We start from the raw sequence: 19,738 nt of genomic DNA, 5'->3' as shown, positions 1-19,738 counted from the left end.
AAAGCATGACCGCTGCGCTGTCCTGAGCGTAGCCGAAGGGATCAACGCAGATAAACGCTGATCAGACATCGGATAAGATCAGCACCGGAGGTCTGCGTAATCAGCGTTTATCTGGCTTGTCCAGGTTCGAAAGGGAGATCAAATCTGAAATATGGATAGGGAATCTTTGACAATGGACGAAATCAATCAACCGGTTTTGGTGACCGGTGCGGCCGGCTTTATCGGCTCCAATCTCTGTGACGCCTTGCTCGCAGATGGGCATCAGGTCATCGGCCTGGACAGCTTTACCGATTATTATGATCGAAAGGTCAAGGGGGCCAACCTGGCGGACGCCCTGGCGTCACCCCGTTTTCGTTTCATCGAGGCCGATCTGTTGCAGGCCGATCTGCCTGCCATTTTCAAGGAAGTAAATCTGGTCTATCATCTGGCGGGGCAGCCAGGGGTCCGGGGAAGTTGGGGCCAACAGTTTGAGGTCTACGCACGTAACAACATCCTGGCAACTCAGCGCCTGCTCGAGAGTTCCCTTGAGGCAGGTGGCGTCCCTGTGGTTTACGCCTCTTCTTCGTCTCTTTACGGCAACCTTCCCACGATGCCGTTGCAGGAGGATATGGTGCCTGCGCCGGTGAGTCCCTATGGGGTCACCAAGTTGGCGGCTGAGCACCTGTGTGGACTCTATTCGGCGGTCCACGGTCTGCCCACCGTCTCGCTACGCCTGTTTACGGTCTATGGACCTCGCCAGCGTCCCGATATGGCCTTCCAGCGCTTCCTTACTGCTCAAAGGGTTGGGCAGGAGATCACCATTTACGGCGATGGCACCCAGACCCGCGACTTCACCTATGTCGGCGACGTCGTCAGGGCATTTCGGCTGGCCGCAGACTTGTTTCACTCCGGGCGTGATTCTGCTGACGGACGGGGCCGGCGCTTCAACATTGCCGGCGGTTCGCGGGCATCTATCCGCGAGGTCTTATCCCTGGTGGCCCAGATCACCGGTCAGGAGTTACATGTGCGCTACCTGGCCCACCAGCCCGGGGACGTGCGGGATACGTGGGCCGACACAGCCCAGGCCAGGCAACACCTGGGCTTTCAGGCCCAACTCAGCCTGGAAGAGGGATTGACCCGGCAGTGGCAACACATTAGAAGCCAGGTGGAAGCAGCACCCAACCCTCCTTGTCAGCCCCTTCCGGCTGAAGGGGAACACCGGTTGCCCGATCAACTACCCTGATTACCCACTGCGTTCCCTCAGGAATCTCCGGGGGCAGCGGCACACGCGACCAGGACAAAACCTGACCGTCAGCTGCCCACTCGGTTGGCCGGTAGGTCAGTTCGCTGCTGGCCTGAGTCAATTGCTCCACTTCGCCCAACGATTGTAATCCCACCTGAACCTGTAAACCATGATACTGGCCCGGCAGGGGGCCTGCCACATCCCAGAGCAGGAAGAGCGTCGTTTCGTCTTCTTTCGTCTGCTCCTGCCAAACACCAGCCAGCCGCAAAGCCGGAGAAAAGGCGATATCCACAGGGAAGAGGGCGTCGTCGCTGAGACCTGCTGGTGGGTCGGTCGCCGCTGTCGCCGGTGCCAATCGCGCTATCTGCAGAGCAGGCTGACCGGGGCCGGGTGTCGACTCCATGCTTGAAAAACCTTGCCAACCTGGCAACAGATTCAAGGTCTGGTCCGGCCCGGCATTGTGGGTAAACAGGTAGGTGGCTTCCTGATCCTGCGATGGTAACGGGAGACTGTTGCGGCCGTCGAACTGGTGGACCTGTGGATTGGTGTAGGTCAGGAACTCGGTGAGCGGCACCTGTTCATGGAGGAACACAAACGTGGGGTGACGGTAGATGTCGGTTGACAGATAGACCTCAGCATCCGGCCGTGTCTCCAACCATTGTGCAGTCTCAGCCACATCTCCCTCGAAGGAATCAAAGGTTTCCGGGGAGGGACCCCAGCGAAAAAAGTAGTCTCTCCAGGTCAGGCTGGCATGCCAAACCACCGCGAGCACCAGCAGAATAGCGGCCAACCGGCCAAGCCAGGCTCGTTGGCCTGATTGGCGGCCCTGGCGCAGGAATTCTCCCAGCGCCAGGGCCGGGAAGAAAAAGATACCGGGCATCACTGCCAGCGCTCGGGGCAGGGTGGGGAATCGGTCCACCGCCAGAAAAGTGGGCACCATCATCAATGGAAACCACATTAGCAGAAAGAGATTGGGCGACGATCCCCGCCATACGGCCCAGAGGCAGATCAGGATTCCCGCGCCGAGCAGGAAGGCTGTTACCAGGTCAAACACAGGACGGCCTGGCAGGTTATAGAAGATGGCCTGATCGCCTGCTCCGGGGATGAAAAACTGCAGGAAGTTGGCGCTGATCGCCTGCCACATGAGCCCCAGCGGGTCACCAGCGCTGATTTCGGGGTTGAACAGGGAGACCGCGCCAGCCCGCTGGGTTAGACTACCGGGGTTGCGCAGGAAGAAAAGTCCCAGAGGGGCGAATACTATCGCCGCCACTCCGTACATGGCGACCAATGGCCAAAAAGCGTTCCTGAGCAGCGGCGGATGGCTTGGTTGTCGATGGCTGGCGCGATCGATCAGCCAAACCAGTACCCATTGTGCCAAAAGAAATAGTCCGAGGAAAATCGGAACCAGCCGGCTGGCGGTGTAGAAGTGGGCACCTGATCCAAGGAACACACCTGCCAGCGGAAACCAGAGATAAGGATGCCCTGTCCTGGCGCCGATCTGGTTGGCGCCACGCCAGAACGCAGCGAAGGCCAGGGCAGCCATCAGAGGGGTGAACACGCCACGGATGCCAAAACGGCTGAAATGGACGTGCCAGTAGCTTGTGCTGAGAAACAGGGCGGCCAGGAGAGGCACCAGGACACCCCGCCAGCGGGTGCGGGCAAAGAGTTCACGCCCCAACCAATAGGTGGCGAGGGCTGTCAGCACGCCAGCGATGACGGAGGGAAGGCGCAGGGCAAGGGCCGTTGGGCCAAAAACCTGGATAAACGGCGCAAGCACCAACATGTGCAGCCCTTCCCGGCCATAGTTGGCGGGAAAGAAGACCTGCGGGCGTCCAGCCAGCACATCCAGGGCATCGAGGCCATTGACAGCCTCATCGCCAAACAGGCCCGGCGGGAAAAGGTCCAGTTTCCAGCTGCGAAAGAGGGTGGCGACGATCAGAATGAGCAGCAGCGCGAACATTTCCCGCTGTCGCTGAGACAGGGCTTTGGCATGCTCAAAGAGTTTATTGTTCATGCTCGCCAGCAGGCCTCACAGAGACCAAACACTTCAAGCAGATGACTCTGAACCTGGAACCTGAACCGTTGGCCGAGCGCCTGAGTGATCTCATGTTCCAGGCAATCGTCGAATTCGATGACCTGGTGACAGCGACAGCAGATCAAGTGGTGGTGACTTCCCCGATCCATCAGCACATAGTGGGCTGCTCCCGTTCCCTGGTATACCGGCCGAATCATGCCCAATTCGCTGAGCAATTCCAGCGTGCGGAAGACGGTTGCACGCCCCACATGCGGCGCATCCGCCCGAACCAACGTTGCCAGACCGTCGGCGCTGATATGGCCGCCACTTTGCACCAGACACTTGATGATCGCCTGCCGGGCATGGGTTATCCGGTAGTCGTTGTCTGCCAACGCATTGGTCAGTTGTTCAGCCTGACTGGTCATAAGATCGCCTTTTTATGCCCACCGCCAGATGTAGCCCCGTTGCGGTGCAAACAGGAATACGATCAGGAAAATCGCCGTGGCGACCAATACCACTGCTGCACCCGAAGCGATGTTGAGATAATAGGACGCATAGACTCCAAGAATGCCGGAAAGGGCGCCGATGAACGCAGCGACCCCCATCATCGCTGGCAAGCGCCGCGTCAGCAGGGAGGCCGCCGCCGCAGGCGTGACAAACATGGCCAGCATCAGGGCGATGCCTACTACCTGCAAGGCAGTCACGATGGTGATAGCAATCAGTACCAGCAGGAGGTAGCGCAGGAGTGTACTTGGAAGTCGCAGGGTGATGGCCAGGATCGGATCAAAGGAGATGACCAGGAATTCCTTGTAAAAGAGAATAACAGTGACCAGCACGATTGCGCTCAGTCCGGCAATTACCAGCAGATCGGTGGTCGAGACGCCAAGCAGATTGCCGAAGAGAAAGTGAGCCAGGTCGACCGTGTAATTGCCTGACATCGATAACAGGGCAACCCCGAGCGCGAACAGTGCGGCAAAGATCACGCCGATTGCCGTATCCTCCTTGAGTGTGCCTCGCTCCGTCAATACGCCGATGCCCAACGCGGTCAGAATGCCAAAGATCAAGGCGCCGATGGCCAGGGGCCAGCCGATCAAAAAAGCGATCACCACGCCGGGAAGAATGGTGTGGGCAAGGGCATCGCCAAAAAAGGCCATGCCTCGCAGGACCACGTAGGTTCCCAATACCGAGCAGACGATGCCCACGATGATCGCCGCGAGCATGGCCCGGACGATAAAATCGTATTGAAGGGGTTCGAGTAGCCAGTGCATTGTCAGAGTGTCAGATTATCAGAATGTCAGAGTGTTGGAGGGCCAGAAGACGGTGGCCGGCAAGTGGACGCTCATTGCTTAATGAGGCTCATCGTGATCGCAGCAGGTGTCCGCCAACAGCATGGCGCCCTCTTCGTCGATGCGGTGCATGTGGCCGCCGTAGGCAGCCAGCAAGTTTTCCGCTGTAAGAACGGAGGGTCCCCGATCGAAAGCAACCAGACGCCTGTTGAGCAACATCACCCGGTCGAAGCGTTCCGCCGCCAGAGTCAGATCGTGAGTCGCAAGCAATACGGTCACCCCATCGGGGCGCAGGCTCTCCAGGACCTTGAAGATGGCCTGCTGACTGGGTAAATCCAGGCCGGACAACGGCTCGTCCAGCAATAATAGCTCCGCTTCCTGGGCCAGGGCCCGGGCGATGAAAACCCGCTGCTGTTGGCCGCCTGAGAGTTCACCGATCTGCTTCCGGGCAAGATGGTTGGCGTTGACACGGTCCAGGCTGGCGCGGACGAGTTCCCAATCCTGTTTTTTTGGACGCCGGAAAAGACCGATTCGTCCGACGCGTCCCATCATCACCACATCCTCCACTGTGGCAGGGAAGGACCAGTCGATCTGGCTCCGTTGGGGCACGTAGGCGATGCAGATATGCTTGTCGGGGGAGTGGCCATACAACTGAACCGTTCCCCTGCTCGGTTTGATGGTGCCCACAATGAGCTTGAACAGAGTACTCTTTCCGGCGCCATTGGGACCGACCACTGCGATCTGTTCTCCCACCTCTGCCTGGAAGGAGACAGCTTGCAGCGCGTACTGCTCCGCCTTGTTTACGGTGGCACCATTGCCTCCGGCGGCATAGGCCACATATACGTTTTGCATCTCCAGGGTTGGTGCATCAAGTGTATGCACCGTGCCCCGATAGGCTCTCGGTCGTACCAGGTCATCCATAGGATAGAAAGTGTATTCTGCCAGGCGCTCAGCCGGCAAAGCGCGCTGCTACTGCAAACCACGGGCGATCGTCTCAACATTCGCCCGAAACATGCCAATATAACTGTCGGCGCCGCTGCCTGCAGGTCCGGTCGCCCCTGTGTAGAGTGGCAGGACCTGGACATCATCGCAGCCGGTCAACTCGGCCGCTACTGTTTTCGCCAGGGCGTCGCTGTTGGTGCTGTCGGAAAAGATGGTGCAGATGCCATGGGCCTGCATGACCTTGATCAGTCCCACCATGTCTCTGGCAGAGGGTTCAGCCAGGGTGCTGGCACCTGGAATGACTGTGCCCAGGATCTCAAAGCCATATTCATCGGCAAAGTAGCCCAGGGAGTCGTGATTGGTAACCAAAAATCGGTTTCCGGTCGGGATATGTGCCAGCTCCGCTTCGGCATAACGCTCGAGGTCTTCAAGTTCGAGCAGATACTCTCTGGCGTTGCTTTCGAAGGCCTGTGTGTTGTCCGGATCCAGGGCAGTCAAGGCCTGTTGAACATTTTTCACCCACTGCTTTACGTTTTCGACACTGAACCATGCATGGGGATCGGCTGTGTTGTGGGCGAGGACATCGTCATCCTGGCCGAACGCCAGGGGCGCAATGCCGGCTGAGACAGGAACCTGCGGGATGTCCTGGCCGATGGCCGTCAGATTGGAGACGAGGGCTTCTTCCAGGTTCCAGCCGTTGACAAAGATGACATCGGCTGCTGAAACCGTCGTCAGGTCCTGCGCTGCCGGTTCGAAGCTGTGGGGGTCCTGGCCGGGCTTCATCAGCGTGGTCAGCTCAATGTTTTCACCACCCACGTGATGTACGACGTCGCCGATGATACTGGTCGTTGCTACTACCTGCAAAAGATCGCCATTCAGAGCCGCTGGCTCCAGGATTGGCAGTGTAAGCATTTCAATTGCCGCGCCAGAAACGTGTTCATGATCTTCGCTGCTTTGGGGAGCGGAAGCAATTGAACCTCCGGCCGGCGTCGAACAGCTTGCCACCAGCAAGGCAATCAAGCTTGTGAAAAATAGCAGATTGATAAAAGGTTTTTTCCGGCCAGCAGCATTCATTCCGCTCTCCATTGTTGAGATTAAGTATCACTAGTGAACTGGTCCATATTTTAATGCCATTGGAAACGACTGTCAAATCATCCGGGTTGCAGTTGCACGATCGGGGAACCCTGTCATTGTGGATTACGTCTTTCATCGTGGATAAGTACGACGAATCGTTGTTGGCGTTACAGCCATTTTCTGCAGGCCAGGCTGTCTGTGGCCGGTGCGTATGGTTTTTGTCGGACAAACGTGTTGGATCAGTCCAGTCTTGACCCTCCATTATCTGGTATAATTGGTATTTATGTTGACTGGTGTGTCGCCAACAAGCGTTTTTTGGGTTCTTCGGGCAGAAATCGGCCCTGACGGCGACAGCCAGGAGGATAGGAACATGCTGACCAGGCGACTATTGCTGTTGCTCGTTCTCCTCGCCGTCTGGTGGGGATTGCCTCAACCTGCCCTCGCTCAGCAAGACCCGGACGGGCCCGTCGATGTCATGTTACTGGTCGACGACTCGGGTAGCATGAGCGATCGTTGGGCCGGCGGCACGCGCGCGCCCAACGATCCGGAAGGCCTGCGCCATAGCGCGGCCCGTATGTTCATTGATCTTGCCACAGATGGAGATCGGGTCGGCGTGATCTCCTTCCATACCGACCCCAGCGGTCTCGGCGAGACAGCCGAGGGACGCCTGACCACGATCGCTGGCGCGGCCAGCAAGCGGGATCTTCAGTCAGCTATTGTGCAGCCAACCACCCCTGCACCCGAGGAACGCCTGACCGATATCCGCAAAGCCCTGGGACTGGCCAGCGATATCCTGGAGGCCAACCAGACGGGCAATCGCCAGTATATCGTTTTTCTTACCGACGGCCGCCCATGGCCTCCGGACCAACGTTCAGAGCTGTTTGCCAAAATCAATCAATTGGCCGACCAGGGTGTGACTATCTTCCCGGTTCTGCTGGGCAATGATGTGGATCTGGAAGTGGCCGAGCGCATGGCGCAAAAAACAAATGGGTTGATTCAATCGATCGACCGGCCTGGTGACCTTCTGCCCGCGTATGCCAAAATCTACGGCTTCGTTCAGCCGGAGCGCTATGTCAACGAAGTGGATCTGGCCGATGGCCGGCTGGCCACCTTTCGCACCAGCCCCGATCAAGGTATCACCAGCGTCAGCGTAATTGTGCCCAAAGCTCCTGAGACCGCCCAGGGGTATACTGATCTTTCCCTGAACGGCCAGTCGATCCTCGATCGGGAGATTCTGGATAACGGCGCCACGGTGGTCCGAAATGGCGATACCCACTACGACGTAGTGACTCTGGAACACAATGCGCCGTTGGTGGGCGAGTGGACCGCCACCACAGCCGGCACCCCTGATGGCGAGGCCCGTGCCCTGTTGGTGGCTGACTCGGCGGCCTCTCTCGTGCTCCAGTATCCCGGCGCCGACGACATCGCCAGTACGGCAGCGCCGCGCTTTTATCCCGCGGGGAAGCCGGTATTGCTTGCTGCGGCTGTGGAACAGGCCGGCAGGAGATCATCGGACCTGCAGGTTCAGGCTGTTGTGGACGGCGTGCAGCATCCCATGCAGGCAAGTGGCCTTGCCGACGACGGTAGCCTCTTCTGGACTATCGTTTCCCCGGACAAAAGCAATGTGGTCGGGGAGTCTACGCCTGTTGAGGTGCAGATCGGCAACGAGGTGACCCCGATTCGCCTGTGGAAGGAGTTTTCCCTGGTTGCAGCAGACCTGCCCCGTCTATTGGCTGATTCGCCGACGGAGCGGGCCAGCGGGCTGCTGGAGGATGGACGGATGCTGCTAAGGGCTCGCTTCGACGGGGAAACCCCGCCGGCGCAGGCCCGGGTCGTGGCCTTTGTATCTGACTCCGCTGATGAAACGGTCACATCTGTGGAGATTCCCTGCAACGCCGACGGCATCTGTGAGGACCGCAGCTTTGTGCCGATCGAAGGGCGCCGCTATGACGTCGTCTTTGTGACGGATGCAATCGCTGCCGACGGAACGCCCTATACCGATTTCGCTCAAGGCGGCTTGACCATGCGGGATGCTTTGCGCATGGACTCGCTGCCACCGATCCTCGATTTTGGTCAGGTGCCCACCTATGAGGATACAATCCAGCGGGAACTGGTATTGACCGCGTTGACTGATGAGGCGGTCGAACTCGATGCCGAACTGGAGTTGACCTCGCCAGGTCTGGAGGTGCCCCCAGGCGCCTTGGGCATGACTCTGTCACAGCCGACACACAAAGAGGGCGATCGATATGTTTCGATGCTGCAATTAACTGGCTTCGATGCATTGCCACCCGGTGAATATGGTGGCCGTATTCGCTTCAGTTCCTCGGAGGGCGTGGCGGTGGAACCTTCCGCTGTGGCGCTGCAATTTTCGATCCCAACGCCGGAGATCGATTTGACGCTGCCCGCCTCGACCGACCTGGGTGATCTTGCCCGTGCGGGAGAGCCGCGCCAGTTTAACGTCCAGGCGACCTTCAGCGGTGAGGCCAGTGATATTCAGGCTCAATTGGTAGAATTCACTTCGGGTGGCCGTGCCGTAGACAGCGGCGATTTTCAGGTCAGGGTGGGGACCGCTCAACCTGAGCAGGCTGGCTCACATCGTCATAATGTGCCGGTTTACCTCAGCGCGGTAACGCGCCCGAAGCCAGGGCTTTATCAGGGGACTATTCAATTCTCCTCGCCCGAGGGCCTCAGTGTGGAACCCCACCGGATGCAGGTGGCGTTCAATGTGCCTCAACCGGTTACATCGTTTCTGGTACCGGGCGATCTGCTGGACTTCGGCGCCTCAGCGAATCTGGCACAGCCGATCAGCACCAGCCTAACCCTCAACCAATCCATTCTCGACCAACCGCCGCTCCTTCAGATCACGATGCTCGATCTTAACCATGACCAGCTTGAAGCAGGCAGCGTGGAGGATTTGACGGTCAGCACAGGTACTGCACGGGCTCTGGGTGACGGCACTTTTGAGTTGCCACTTTTTGTCAGCTCAGCGGGCCGACCTGTACCAGGACTCTATCAAGGCCGGTTGAGGGTCGAGACGCTCGACGATGTACTGCTGCAGCCATCGGAGTTTGGCTTCCTGGTGAGACAATTGACGCCATTGCAGGTCTGGCAACAACGGCTTTCTCCGGTCGCCAGTTTCCTGACTACCTGGTTTGTGCCGTTGCCGTTCCCTCGCTTCCAGGGTCTGGTGGGATGGCTGTTACTGCTGTTGCTCATCAATACGCTGTTGCGCTTGAGGCCAGGCAATAACCAGACCAAGGGCGTCATTCACGCCGAGGAGACCGGCAAGGAAGCATCTGTCCGCGACAATAGTCCTCTTTACCTGGTAACAAATGGCAGCAACGTGGTCCTCAGTCACAAAAAACAAGACAGGCCCCGTGCACTGGCCACAGTTAGCTTCGAACAGCAAGTCGATACCAGGGATGAGCAGCTCGTGTGGCGTCCGGTCGTGAGGCCGAATCCGCTGGCTCCGGAGGATGTGCGCCTGGCCTATTGGCAGCGAAAGAGCAATCGCTGGCGTTTAATCAAGGAAGACGGGCAGATCCTGTGGAATGGCGCCCGAATCCGCCTGCGGCTTCCCGATCGCGGCGCGCGCTACCACTTTCGTTACGCAATCGATTAACAAGGACTTCGTTGGAGGATACGATGGCAGATGGTGACAGCCATATCAAAGACAACGGCTGGATGCAACGCAAACCAACCCTGGTTCCGACCCTGATCGTTGGCCTGGGTGGCACCGGCGTGGGCACGGTGCGCGCCTTCAAACGACGCCTGCGTCAGGCCTGGGGCATCCCGCCCGGCGAGGAGGGACCGGGGATCATCCAGTTGTTGGGTGTGGATACCGTTCCCTGGACGAATCTGCCCGGCGAGGAGTATCTGCAGCGACACGAATATGCCTACATCGGTGGCTATAATGCTACCCAGGTGCTTCGCCACCTGGAAAATCACCCTACGGTGAGTGCCTGGTGGAACTGGGATGCCCGGCAGGTGCCTCTTGGCCAGATTCACAGCGGTGCCCGCCAGACTCGCTGCGTTGGCCGGCTCTCTTTCTTCCGCCGCTATCGCACCTTCTGGAATCACCTGGAACCGAAGCTGAATCGAATGGCGTCGGTCGCAACCATCGAGGAGGCTGAAAACCAGGGTTATCCGGTTGTTCGCCAGGGAGGATTACGTCACATTTACGTGGTGTCCTCCTTATGCGGTGGCACCGGATCTGGAATCTTCCTCGACGTGGCACAAAAGCTTCGGGATACCTTTCAGGAGCAGGCGATCATTACCGGGGTTTTCACTTTGCCGTCTGTTTTCGTGGATGAACTTGATAGCGACCTGCAGAAATCCCGCGTTCAGGCCAACGCCTATGCCGCGTTGAAAGAGCTGGACTACTTCCAGAGCGGCCACGATTTTGAGGTTCAATATCCTGGCGAGCAAGCTCTTGTGATCAGCCGGCCCTTTGATCGGATCTACCTGGTAGATCGCCAGAATCGACGGGGTGAGGTCCTGGACAGCATCGAGGATGTGATGGAGATGAGCGGGCACCAGATATTTCTGGAGACCGTATCCCACATAGGCTCCCACATCTGGGCCTATGATGTCAATATCACTCAAGAGCGTAGTGATGCCGGCCAAAGTCTGTTGGCCTACAGTAGCTTTGCTACCTCTTCGTTGGTTGTGCCGCAGGAGCGCATGCGGGAGTATTGTGCATTGCAATACGCCGCCCGGTTACTCGATCAGGGCCTGCTCCGGGAGTTGACCCCGGCTGATATGAACAGCCTGGAGGGGCGGGCCGATGCACTGACCCTGCAGTTGGATGATGTGTTGCACCACCGGCACGCTGCCGCGGGTGGACAGACAACGCCGGTCGATCCTGGTTCGGCCCCCCAGGAGGCGTGGGACGAGGAGGAGGAATGGGACGACTCGGCGACTTCGCCATCTTCTCCCTGGGAGGAGGAAGTGGATGAACCCCAGGCGGCGGCAGATGCCGCTCAATGGTCGCCGGAGTCGTTTCACCGGCTGCTCGACGAGTTGCAGGCTGAAATCCATGACGCCGCTCGCCGCTATGGGCTGCGCGGTGCCCTCTTCTTCGCCAGTGCCCTGCACCGGCTGAACACGGCGCGCCAGCAGGCCAGTCGTGCCGACGAGGAGGCGTTGATTCAGCGCATCGAGACTGTAGAGAACCGGCTCAGGCAGGTACGGGATCCAGCGATCGTCAATCTGCTGGGCTTCTGGCCCTTCGACATGCTTTTCGTCAACAACCTGAAGCGTGCCACCCAACAGGAACGGATGGTACTCTCCGATCATCTCGGTCAATTGCAATACGATCTGCGCATGGAACAGGCCGCCAAGGGGGTTTGGAGTCGGCTGCTACCCGTTTTCGATGGCATGGAAGGTAGCATCGAAGGACGTATCGGTGAGGCAGAGACCGCTCGCAATAAGGGTATTACGGAAGGGATGCGCCTTTTCTTCCGATTGCGCCGGCAAGCGGAACAGGAGACGATCTATGATCTGACCAGCGATGCCGTCGACGAAGCATATATCACTGATGAGTTTGAACCCGACAATTGGCGCCGTATCCTGGCCCACCGTCTCGAGGACTCCCTTGACAACCTGGTGGGCGACCCCCTCATTTTCCAGGTGCAGGTAACGCTGGCCGAGCGTCGAACCTTGCTGGAATCCTCGTTCAGCGAGACCCTCTCCCTGCGGACCGACGCGGGCCAGGTATTGGGTGAGGCAGAGAGCCGGCCCTTGAGTTGGCTCGATATGCACGAATACCTGATGGCTCATAGCCGGCGTGTTGTCGACCACGCGATTCCGGTGGAGGAGTTCCGTCTCGAACGCATTCTGGCTGCCAACCGGGCCATGCTCGGGGAGCGCTTCAAGCAGCTTTTCTCTCGCTGCCATCCATTCTGGCGCTACGATCTGGACAAGGGTGGGTTTGATGAACAGGATCTGGAACACACGATCCTGGTTGGTGTCGACGACGACCTCCGGCATGTCAAGCTTTACGACGGGTTGCTGAGGGATTACGCTGAGTATGAACGGGTCTCGACCGGTGATCCCACCCGGATCGATGCCTGTCGGATCGAACATGGCCTTCCGATCACCTACCTGGAGGCGATGAGCGATTACTTTCGCCATTACCTGGACTTTATCAAGCGCGGTCCGTTGCATCTCGATAGCAGCTGGCGTAACCTGCCGGATATTGTTCTGCAAGGCGATTTGCAAGGAAACGGCAAGTTGATTGTTGAGGATCTCACGCCTACGGAGATTGACGCTGGAGACAGCGATCGTTTCCCGCAAAAGTAAGGGCTACCATGCATCAAGGAAGTCGCAATCGAGCCGCCATCGTCGGAGTGGGCGGATGGGGTGCGCGGGTCGTGGCACACATGTGGCCTCGGTTACGTACTCGCGACCGCTCCCGTGTTCTGGCGCCCAGCCTTTTTGCCGGGACTGCCGGGCGGGGGCGTGGAGTCGCGAGTCGATTCATGGGGCTGCCGCTCCTCAGCGATATCGTTAGCTATGTGCTTGTCCTTCCCGACGAAGATGGCAGCATCACTGTGGCTCGTCCAGGGCCCGACCGTTGGGATGATGTGAGCTTTTACCGGCAGCAGTTCCTGGCCCGTGAGTCGCTTGAAGATCCTGCCCGGGCGCTGTCTGACAGCCATCCCAGCGTGCTGGAAATGCAGCGGGATACACACCGCCTGCTCTGGCCCACCCTGGATATCGTGGGGCACTATGCTGCCCCTGATGATACAGGGTCCTCCATGTCCCGTCGTCTCTGGTACCAGCATTTCTGTCGCAGCCAGCCAGCGATAGCTGCCGATCTCCTTGCCATCATCGAGCAGGCCAGGTACGATGAAACGGAACCAGAGGAGGAAGAGAGTCAGCTATCCGTTTTCGTGGTGGCTTCCCTGGCGGATGAACATGCCACCGCACTGCTCTGGCCGTTGACCGATCTTCTGCGAAATCAGGTCGGGGGGATACTGGAACAGATCGGCCTGCTGAGCTCCGCTGTCTTCACGCCCCCTCCTGAACGAAGACGCGAGGAGGCCTCGGTGCACCTGGCTGCCCGGGAACTGGTTCATCTGACCACACCAGGTGCCCGCGGCGGCAATGATTTCATGGATTCCCTTCAGACGGTGGCCTCAGAGTTTAGTCCCTTCGACCGTAGCTACCTGTTCGATCGGGTTAAGACCAGTGGAGCGCTGGTCAAGGATGAGGGGGAATTGACCACAGTCGTGGGCAATGTGCTGGAGGCCTTTCTGACGGCAGACGCCAACATCTATCTGCGAAACGCACTGGCGCCAGATACGGCGGCGCTGCGCGAATTGGGTCCCTTTAGCAGCATCGGGGCCGCGGCAGTCTATATCCCGCTGGACGAGATGTGGACCCAGGCCCGGCAACGCCTCATGCTGGAACTGCTGCGCGATCGTTTCCTGCTTGCTCTATCTGAAATACAGCAGGCCGAGGCCGAGCGGATTGCCGGCAGTCTGGCCGATATTTTCCTCGATCTGGATCGACTGGCTGAACGCTTTTTGGCCTCGGATTCAATGGCACGAGCGGGCGGGAGTTCCCAGGCCATGCACGGCGGCGAGGCCGTCGATATTCCCCAGGTTCGAGCGGTGGTCCCGCCAGCGCCGGCTGAGACTCCCGAAAAGGATGCCGACCTTGTCTCGCGGGTCGCTGATGTCAGTGAACAATTCGATCGTTTCGAGCAAGAGGGTTTATCTGAGTGGCAGAAGACCGGAGCGGTCCTGGCCGATTCCCTGTCGCAAGCGGCCGATGCCGGCGATGCCGATAGCCGGCCCACAACGCTCAAACAGCTCGACGATGAGATTCTTTCCCTGATACTTGATCACGACCAGGGCCTGCAAGCGGCTCTGTCGATGGTAATTGCCTTTCATTCGCAGCTGGAGCGGCGGCGCGCCGCCATTCATGAATGGCAACGGCTTCACCGACCCGAGCCTGAACCTGTGGAAAAGGATGCTCAGTGGTCGCGGTGGGCACAGCTCGAACATCTGGTCAAACAACCCTGGCTCTGGCTGGCGATCACAGCAGGGGTCGGGTTGCTAACGATGCTCATCGTAGCTGTTGTGTTGAACCAAAGAGGGGTCGATACCGGGGCGTTGGCCGCGGCCTCGGTGGGGGCTGGGATTGTTGTGCTGCTTCTCAGCCTGGCCCTGCGCCGGGTGCTGAAGAAAACGGTTCAAGGCCGGGTGGATGCCTATCGATCCATGCGGCAGAGGCGGGTAGATGCGTTGGCCAACGCATCCCTTGCCAGCGATCTCGACAAGTTGTTGGCCGGTTTGCAAAGAGCCGTTGCTCAACGGGAGCAGGCGCTTTCGGCTACGCTGAGTAGCCTGGAAGAGGACCGCAATGTCCTGGCGACGCAGTTGAGCGAGCCATTGACTGTGCCCCATTCCTTCGTCCGTCAACCTCTTGCCCAGGAAGAACTGTACGAAGAGTTTCGCGACCGCTCGGCCCATCTTCCGGACCAGGACGTAGCGCCTGTGGTCTTCAAGGGGTCGCCAGACACCGAGGAGGGCATCAGTCAGGCCTGGCTGCGCACGATTCCTGTAAAAACGACGGCACTGGATGGGGACCATGCAGCCTCTCCCCCTGAGCCCAATCTCGCAGAGGCGATGAGCCTGGCCATCGAGCGATATGCGGCCAGGCTGAGCCGCCCCGAGGCGCCGGCCGAGGTCAACGTGGAGGCGGTCTTGTCTCAGGCTGTACCCGAATTTGACAGGTCGGAGTTTCTGATCAGCTTGCGCCAGCGGGCCAAGCCCCTGGTGTTTCTGAATGATCAGGGCGCGGCCGTTCCGATCAGAATTGACCTGATGGCGGTGCCCAATGCATCGATTTCCACAATCGCCGAACTGGGGATGCAGGCGTCGGAGCTGCGCCTGCGCCTCTTATCTTCCTACGACCCGTTTTCCTTGACGTTGTTGCGAACATTGCACGGAATCCCCCTGGAGGCGATAGCCAGCTTCGCTTCCTATGAAAGATCTTACCTGAACTTAGATCCCGATCAGCAGGAGGCGCTGGCTCTGCCCGACCTTTTGCCCATCCCCACATCTTCTCCCCAATAACGAAAAATTATTCACAAACAGATTTGGCGATTCCCGTTCACCTCTGCTATTATCTCTTTGGCACGTTCCTTTCGCTCTTTCAGGGTGCTGACACCTCCCTCTGGAACGTCGAGAAAGAATCCCCGTCCCCAAAAAAGGGCAGACCTGGTCTTGACGACAGTATGGTCGGATTTCAAGGAGAGGTACACCTTCCGCGTGTGCGTTCTAGTACGAAAGTCCTATTGATCAATCGACCTGTTTCGTGAGATAGTAACTAGAGTTACGCAGTTCGCATACTGAGTGCGACCGAGGGGAGCGATCGAAGTGTGCGAACGGGTCAAATGACATCCTGAGCCTCGCCACGCCAGCACGTCAGCAGACGATGCGTGAGCTAGGCGGTGCGTGAGCCAGCAGGAGGTCCGGGAGGACTTCGAAGGGCGGCATTTGACCCGAATGTTGCCAAGTGCGTAACTCCCGATAGAAATATTCGCTCGATCGAATCTCACACGTTTCCTTAAGGAGCCCACACTTCATGAACATTGTGCATCGACCAATGAGCGTTGCATTTGCAATACTGGTCGCGATTCTCACCATGGTTTTTTACCCCGGCGAAGCCAGTGCGGATGCCTGTACCCCTTTCACGGCGGAGGAGCTATGTGTCGCCGCACCAGCGGGTGCGCCCGCCGATCACTGCCAGGAGTTGGCATCCTATCTGCTTGATTTTCAGCAAACTGCCTGTGGAATCGGCATTGCTAATCCAGGCTATTACCCGAACTACGCTGCACATCTGACCCTTGCCAGCAGCAACATGGGGCCCGATCTGTTGGCTGAATGGAACATGCAGAATGTCGAGATGGAACTGGATAGCCTGACCGAGATGGGCGTGAATACGATAGCCATAAACATCGCATATCCGCTTCTGACCCCTGCCTTTCACACCTACCTGAACAGCCAGAACAGCAACTACGACAAAACTGTCGCTGATTACATCGATTTCTATGCCGAGGTGATTGCGAGAACCCGGGCGCGAGGTCTCGCAGTCCACATCGAGCATGGGATCATTTTCGGAGATTTTGCTGTAGTTGACCCTCGTTTCTATTTCGATACCATCAGGGTTTTTGGTCCGACCGTCGCTCGTCAGCGCCATAACCAGGAGCGGGCTCAGGAAAGCTATCTCATCCTGACGCAACTCGCTCCCGACTATCTTACTCTTCTGGAAGAGCCGGGTACCTTGAACGCTGCGTTTGGACTCATCGATGGCGAGGTTCTTGGCACGCCAGTTCAATGGAGAGACTACCTGGTATCGGCGATTGGACTCTATCCGTCCCATGATACTATGCTCGGCGCGGGTGCCGGCACCTGGGACACCGAGGAGTACATGAATCTCTTTGCTCCCATGCCCCAACTCGATTACATTGACTTTCACATCTATCCTGCTACCAACGACCATCAGAATTACTTCGAAACTGTCCTTGCCTGGACCGATCTGGTGCGCTCTCATGACCCCAACAAGCTGGTTACCATTGGCCCCTCATGGATGTATAAAGCCACTGCCGGCGAACTGGGCACCTACCCTGTTATTTCCCCGGAGGTTCTTTCCAGGGATGTCTACAGCTACTGGGAACCGCTGGACCAGAAATTCCTGGAACTCTTCAGCCATGTCTCACGTGCCAAGGGATTAACGACCTTCACCCCCTGGGGAACCTGGTACCTGTTTTCCTACCTGAATTATGGCGACGCAATTCTGATGACGCCCGCCAATCGGATCCTGTCAAACCAGTTGGCCGCCTACGATAATATGCGTAATGGCATCATGACGGGAACCGGTCAAACCTATGAAAACATTGCCACCGCCACCAACATTCTGGTCGTAACGGGGGTCACTCCTGACCATGGACCGCAAAGCGGTCCCGGTGCTAATCAAGTAGTGACGATTACGGGAAAGAATTTTCTGCCGGGCAGCATTACCGTTGTGAAATTCGGCAATATGACAGCCACCGACGGCGTGGTGGTTGATTCAAGTACGATCACTGCGGTCTCGCCGGCCGGCAGCGGTACGGTCGGGGTGACGATAGAGAGTCCCGATGGTCGGACTCGCACTAAACCGAATGCCTATGTCTACGATCCACCACCGACGATCACCAGTATTTCCTCCAACAGCGGCCCCGAAACAGGTGGTCGCTGGGTTATGATCGAGGGCGAAAACTTCGTGACCGGCTCGACCGACACCCAGGTTCTGTTCGGTGGTATCCCCGCTACGCAGGTCGACGTCTATCCCACCGCGATCACAGCCTATACCCCGCCGGGCGTTGGACTGGGAACCGTTGACGTCGTCGTCACCAATCCCGATCTTCAAACAGCCGTGTTGACCGGCGGTTACACCTTTGTGCCTCCTCCGACGGTTCTATCGGTGACACCAGATTCGGGATCATCGACCGGTGGGACCCAGGTCACTATCAGCGGGCAGGGGTTCTTCGCCGGATCAAGCGACACCAGAGTCTGGTTTGGCAACCTGGAGGCAACCGATGTCGCTGTGTTAAGTGACACGCAGATCCAGGCAGTGACGCCCATGGGTAATGGCGTTGCCAGGGTCCTGGTGCTCAATCCCGATTTCCAGACAGGCGAACTGTTGGATGCCTTCACCTTCGTCTATCCGCCAACCTTGCTCAAGATCGTACCTGAAGCAGGGCCACTGGATGGTGGCAACACGGTCTGGCTCGGTGGATATGGCTTCCAGCCCGGTGCCACCGTGTTGTTCGGCGACAGGCCGGCCACCGTTGAATCTGTCACACCGAATCTCATCACGGTGGCAGCCCCCTCCGGTACTGGACAGATTGAACTCGAAGTGACAAATCCTGATGGGCTCCAGGGGACCTCTCCCGTGCCCTACGCCTACAGCGCCGACCCCCCACCCTGCATCGTGTTTTTCACACCGACCCATGGCCCCGCGGGTGGCGGTACGACGGTGTATATCTACGGACAGAATTTTGTGCCCGGGTCCACCAGCACGGTTGTCAGATTTGGCACGCAACAGGCGACCACCGTCACGGTGTTGACGCCCCAGTGGATCAGAATGGAGGCGCCGTCTGGCACAGGAACGGTCAACCTGACAGTCATCAATCCCGATGCTCAGGCTGTCGTGTCGGCCGGACTCTACACCTATGATTGATCAGGTCCGTTCTACACGATTCTTGTAACTCGCTTGCGCCACATTTGGAACTGTTGTACACTGTTTTCTATAAAGGGGGTGGTTTTTCGTCAGGTGACAGTACCTTCCGGCGAACATTTTTCGGCGGAGCCACCAATCCCCATCATTCGTGAGGACCGACTATGACCAGATATTCCGCAACGTCTATCTCTTCGCTTCGGGTTAACTCATATCACTTCGCAGCACTGACATTCATCGCAATGCTGTTCGGCTGTCTCCTGCTCCCGAATCCGGCAGCCGGAGACAGCACAGAAGTTGGAGCGACAGAATCACAGGTCGGGCTTTCGGAACCCATGGACGAGCCGCCCCCCTACGCACCCTGGGTGCATCTGGCCGAACTTAGCGAGTCACAAGGGCAGGGTGATGGCTTTGGCGACATTCTTGCCATCAGCCAAGATGGCAATACTATCGTCGCCGGCGTCCCCGAACGTGACATCTACCACGATGATGTAGGCCTGGTTCGGGTCTTCACAAAGCCGGAAGATGGTGAATGGGAGGACGCGCATGAGACAGCCACCCTCACCTCCAGCACGGGATATGCCATAGACGAATTTGGCCTTTCAGTCGCTATCAGTGATGATCTCATCGTGGTCGGTGAGTTCTACAGTCCAGTATACGTATTTATCAAGCCGCCCGGTGGTTGGCAGGATATGACCGAGACCGCCAGGTTACGTTTTGTCAGCGGCGGCTATGAAGCTGGTCCTGGTGGATCTGTAGCCATCATGGGCGATTCGATCCTCGCCGGGGACAGCTACTACCACGACGATAGTTTTCCCGATGGGAATTCCGGCGCTGTCTTCGTGTGGAATAAGCCGGCCAATGGCTGGGCTGATACCGATGCGATTGATGCCATGCTTACGCTCAGCGGCGAAGATACGCCTGGTAGCTTCGGCGAGGCCATGGCTGCCAGCGGCAATACGCTTG

Annotated in this window: 11 protein-coding genes; 6 read left to right on the top strand and 5 right to left on the bottom strand. The window is 58.2% G+C overall.

Features of this window, described 5'->3' with window-relative positions:
- The first annotated feature begins 172 nt into the window (after positions 1–172).
- Positions 173–1,222 (top strand): GDP-mannose 4,6-dehydratase, encoded by a 1,050-nt coding sequence (locus tag U9R25_15500; GenBank protein MEA3337303.1) that lies wholly within the window; start codon positions 173–175, stop codon positions 1,220–1,222.
- On the opposite strand, the gene U9R25_15495 is transcribed toward U9R25_15500, so the two are convergent.
- The 5 genes from U9R25_15495 to U9R25_15475 form a co-directional block, all read right to left on the bottom strand.
- Positions 1,134–3,236, bottom strand: a complete 2,103-nt coding sequence (locus tag U9R25_15495; GenBank protein ID MEA3337302.1) for a hypothetical protein — start codon at positions 3,234–3,236, stop codon at positions 1,134–1,136. The genes U9R25_15500 and U9R25_15495 overlap by 89 nt on opposite strands.
- On the bottom strand, positions 3,233–3,661 hold the full coding sequence (locus U9R25_15490; GenBank protein MEA3337301.1) for a Fur family transcriptional regulator: 429 nt from the start codon (positions 3,659–3,661) through the stop codon (positions 3,233–3,235). The genes U9R25_15495 and U9R25_15490 overlap by 4 nt, the downstream gene beginning before the upstream one ends.
- A 12-nt stretch (positions 3,662–3,673) precedes the next feature.
- Positions 3,674–4,504, bottom strand: coding sequence for a metal ABC transporter permease (locus tag U9R25_15485; GenBank protein MEA3337300.1), 831 nt, complete (start codon positions 4,502–4,504; stop codon positions 3,674–3,676).
- 78 nt (positions 4,505–4,582) lie between these two features.
- Positions 4,583–5,482: a metal ABC transporter ATP-binding protein gene (locus U9R25_15480; protein MEA3337299.1), complete on the bottom strand. Its 900-nt coding sequence runs from the start codon at positions 5,480–5,482 to the stop codon at positions 4,583–4,585.
- A 9-nt stretch (positions 5,483–5,491) separates the two neighbouring features.
- On the bottom strand, positions 5,492–6,538 hold the full coding sequence (locus tag U9R25_15475; GenBank protein ID MEA3337298.1) for a metal ABC transporter substrate-binding protein: 1,047 nt from the start codon (positions 6,536–6,538) through the stop codon (positions 5,492–5,494).
- Positions 6,539–6,908: 370 nt separating this feature from the next.
- Here U9R25_15475 and U9R25_15470 point away from each other — a divergent pair, with 370 nt between their 5' ends.
- From U9R25_15470 to U9R25_15450, 5 genes are all read left to right on the top strand, one after another.
- Entirely contained in the window at positions 6,909–10,160 is a 3,252-nt protein-coding gene (locus U9R25_15470; GenBank protein MEA3337297.1) for a vWA domain-containing protein, read from the top strand.
- A 23-nt stretch (positions 10,161–10,183) separates the two neighbouring features.
- On the top strand, positions 10,184–12,841 hold the full coding sequence (locus U9R25_15465; GenBank protein MEA3337296.1) for a tubulin-like doman-containing protein: 2,658 nt from the start codon (positions 10,184–10,186) through the stop codon (positions 12,839–12,841).
- Between the two features lie 8 nt (positions 12,842–12,849).
- Complete coding sequence (locus U9R25_15460; GenBank protein ID MEA3337295.1) at positions 12,850–15,627, top strand: tubulin-like doman-containing protein; 2,778 nt, start codon at positions 12,850–12,852, stop codon at positions 15,625–15,627.
- A gap of 511 nt (positions 15,628–16,138) precedes the next feature.
- Positions 16,139–18,775, top strand: a complete 2,637-nt coding sequence (locus U9R25_15455) for an IPT/TIG domain-containing protein (protein MEA3337294.1) — start codon at positions 16,139–16,141, stop codon at positions 18,773–18,775.
- Between the two features lie 161 nt (positions 18,776–18,936).
- The coding region (locus U9R25_15450) for an FG-GAP repeat protein (protein MEA3337293.1) at positions 18,937–19,738 on the top strand (802 nt) is incomplete at its 3' end.

Source organism: Chloroflexota bacterium (assembly GCA_034717495.1).
Lineage (GTDB): Bacteria > Chloroflexota > Anaerolineae > JAAEKA01 > JAAEKA01 > JAYELL01.
This window is presented reverse-complemented; position numbering and strand designations above follow the sequence as displayed.

What these genes read in the sequence shown, in the direction of transcription:
- U9R25_15500 (MEA3337303.1), top strand. Translation starts at nt 173, where the DNA reads ATGGACGAAATCAATCAACCGGTTTTGGTGACCGGTGCGGCCGGCTTT.
- U9R25_15495 (MEA3337302.1), bottom strand. Translation starts at nt 3,236, where the DNA reads ATGAACAATAAACTCTTTGAGCATGCCAAAGCCCTGTCTCAGCGACAG.
- U9R25_15490 (MEA3337301.1), bottom strand. Translation starts at nt 3,661, where the DNA reads ATGACCAGTCAGGCTGAACAACTGACCAATGCGTTGGCAGACAACGAC.
- U9R25_15485 (MEA3337300.1), bottom strand. Translation starts at nt 4,504, where the DNA reads ATGCACTGGCTACTCGAACCCCTTCAATACGATTTTATCGTCCGGGCC.
- U9R25_15475 (MEA3337298.1), bottom strand. Translation starts at nt 6,538, where the DNA reads ATGAATGCTGCTGGCCGGAAAAAACCTTTTATCAATCTGCTATTTTTC.
- U9R25_15470 (MEA3337297.1), top strand. Translation starts at nt 6,909, where the DNA reads ATGCTGACCAGGCGACTATTGCTGTTGCTCGTTCTCCTCGCCGTCTGG.
- U9R25_15465 (MEA3337296.1), top strand. Translation starts at nt 10,184, where the DNA reads ATGGCAGATGGTGACAGCCATATCAAAGACAACGGCTGGATGCAACGC.
- U9R25_15460 (MEA3337295.1), top strand. Translation starts at nt 12,850, where the DNA reads ATGCATCAAGGAAGTCGCAATCGAGCCGCCATCGTCGGAGTGGGCGGA.
- U9R25_15455 (MEA3337294.1), top strand. Translation starts at nt 16,139, where the DNA reads ATGAACATTGTGCATCGACCAATGAGCGTTGCATTTGCAATACTGGTC.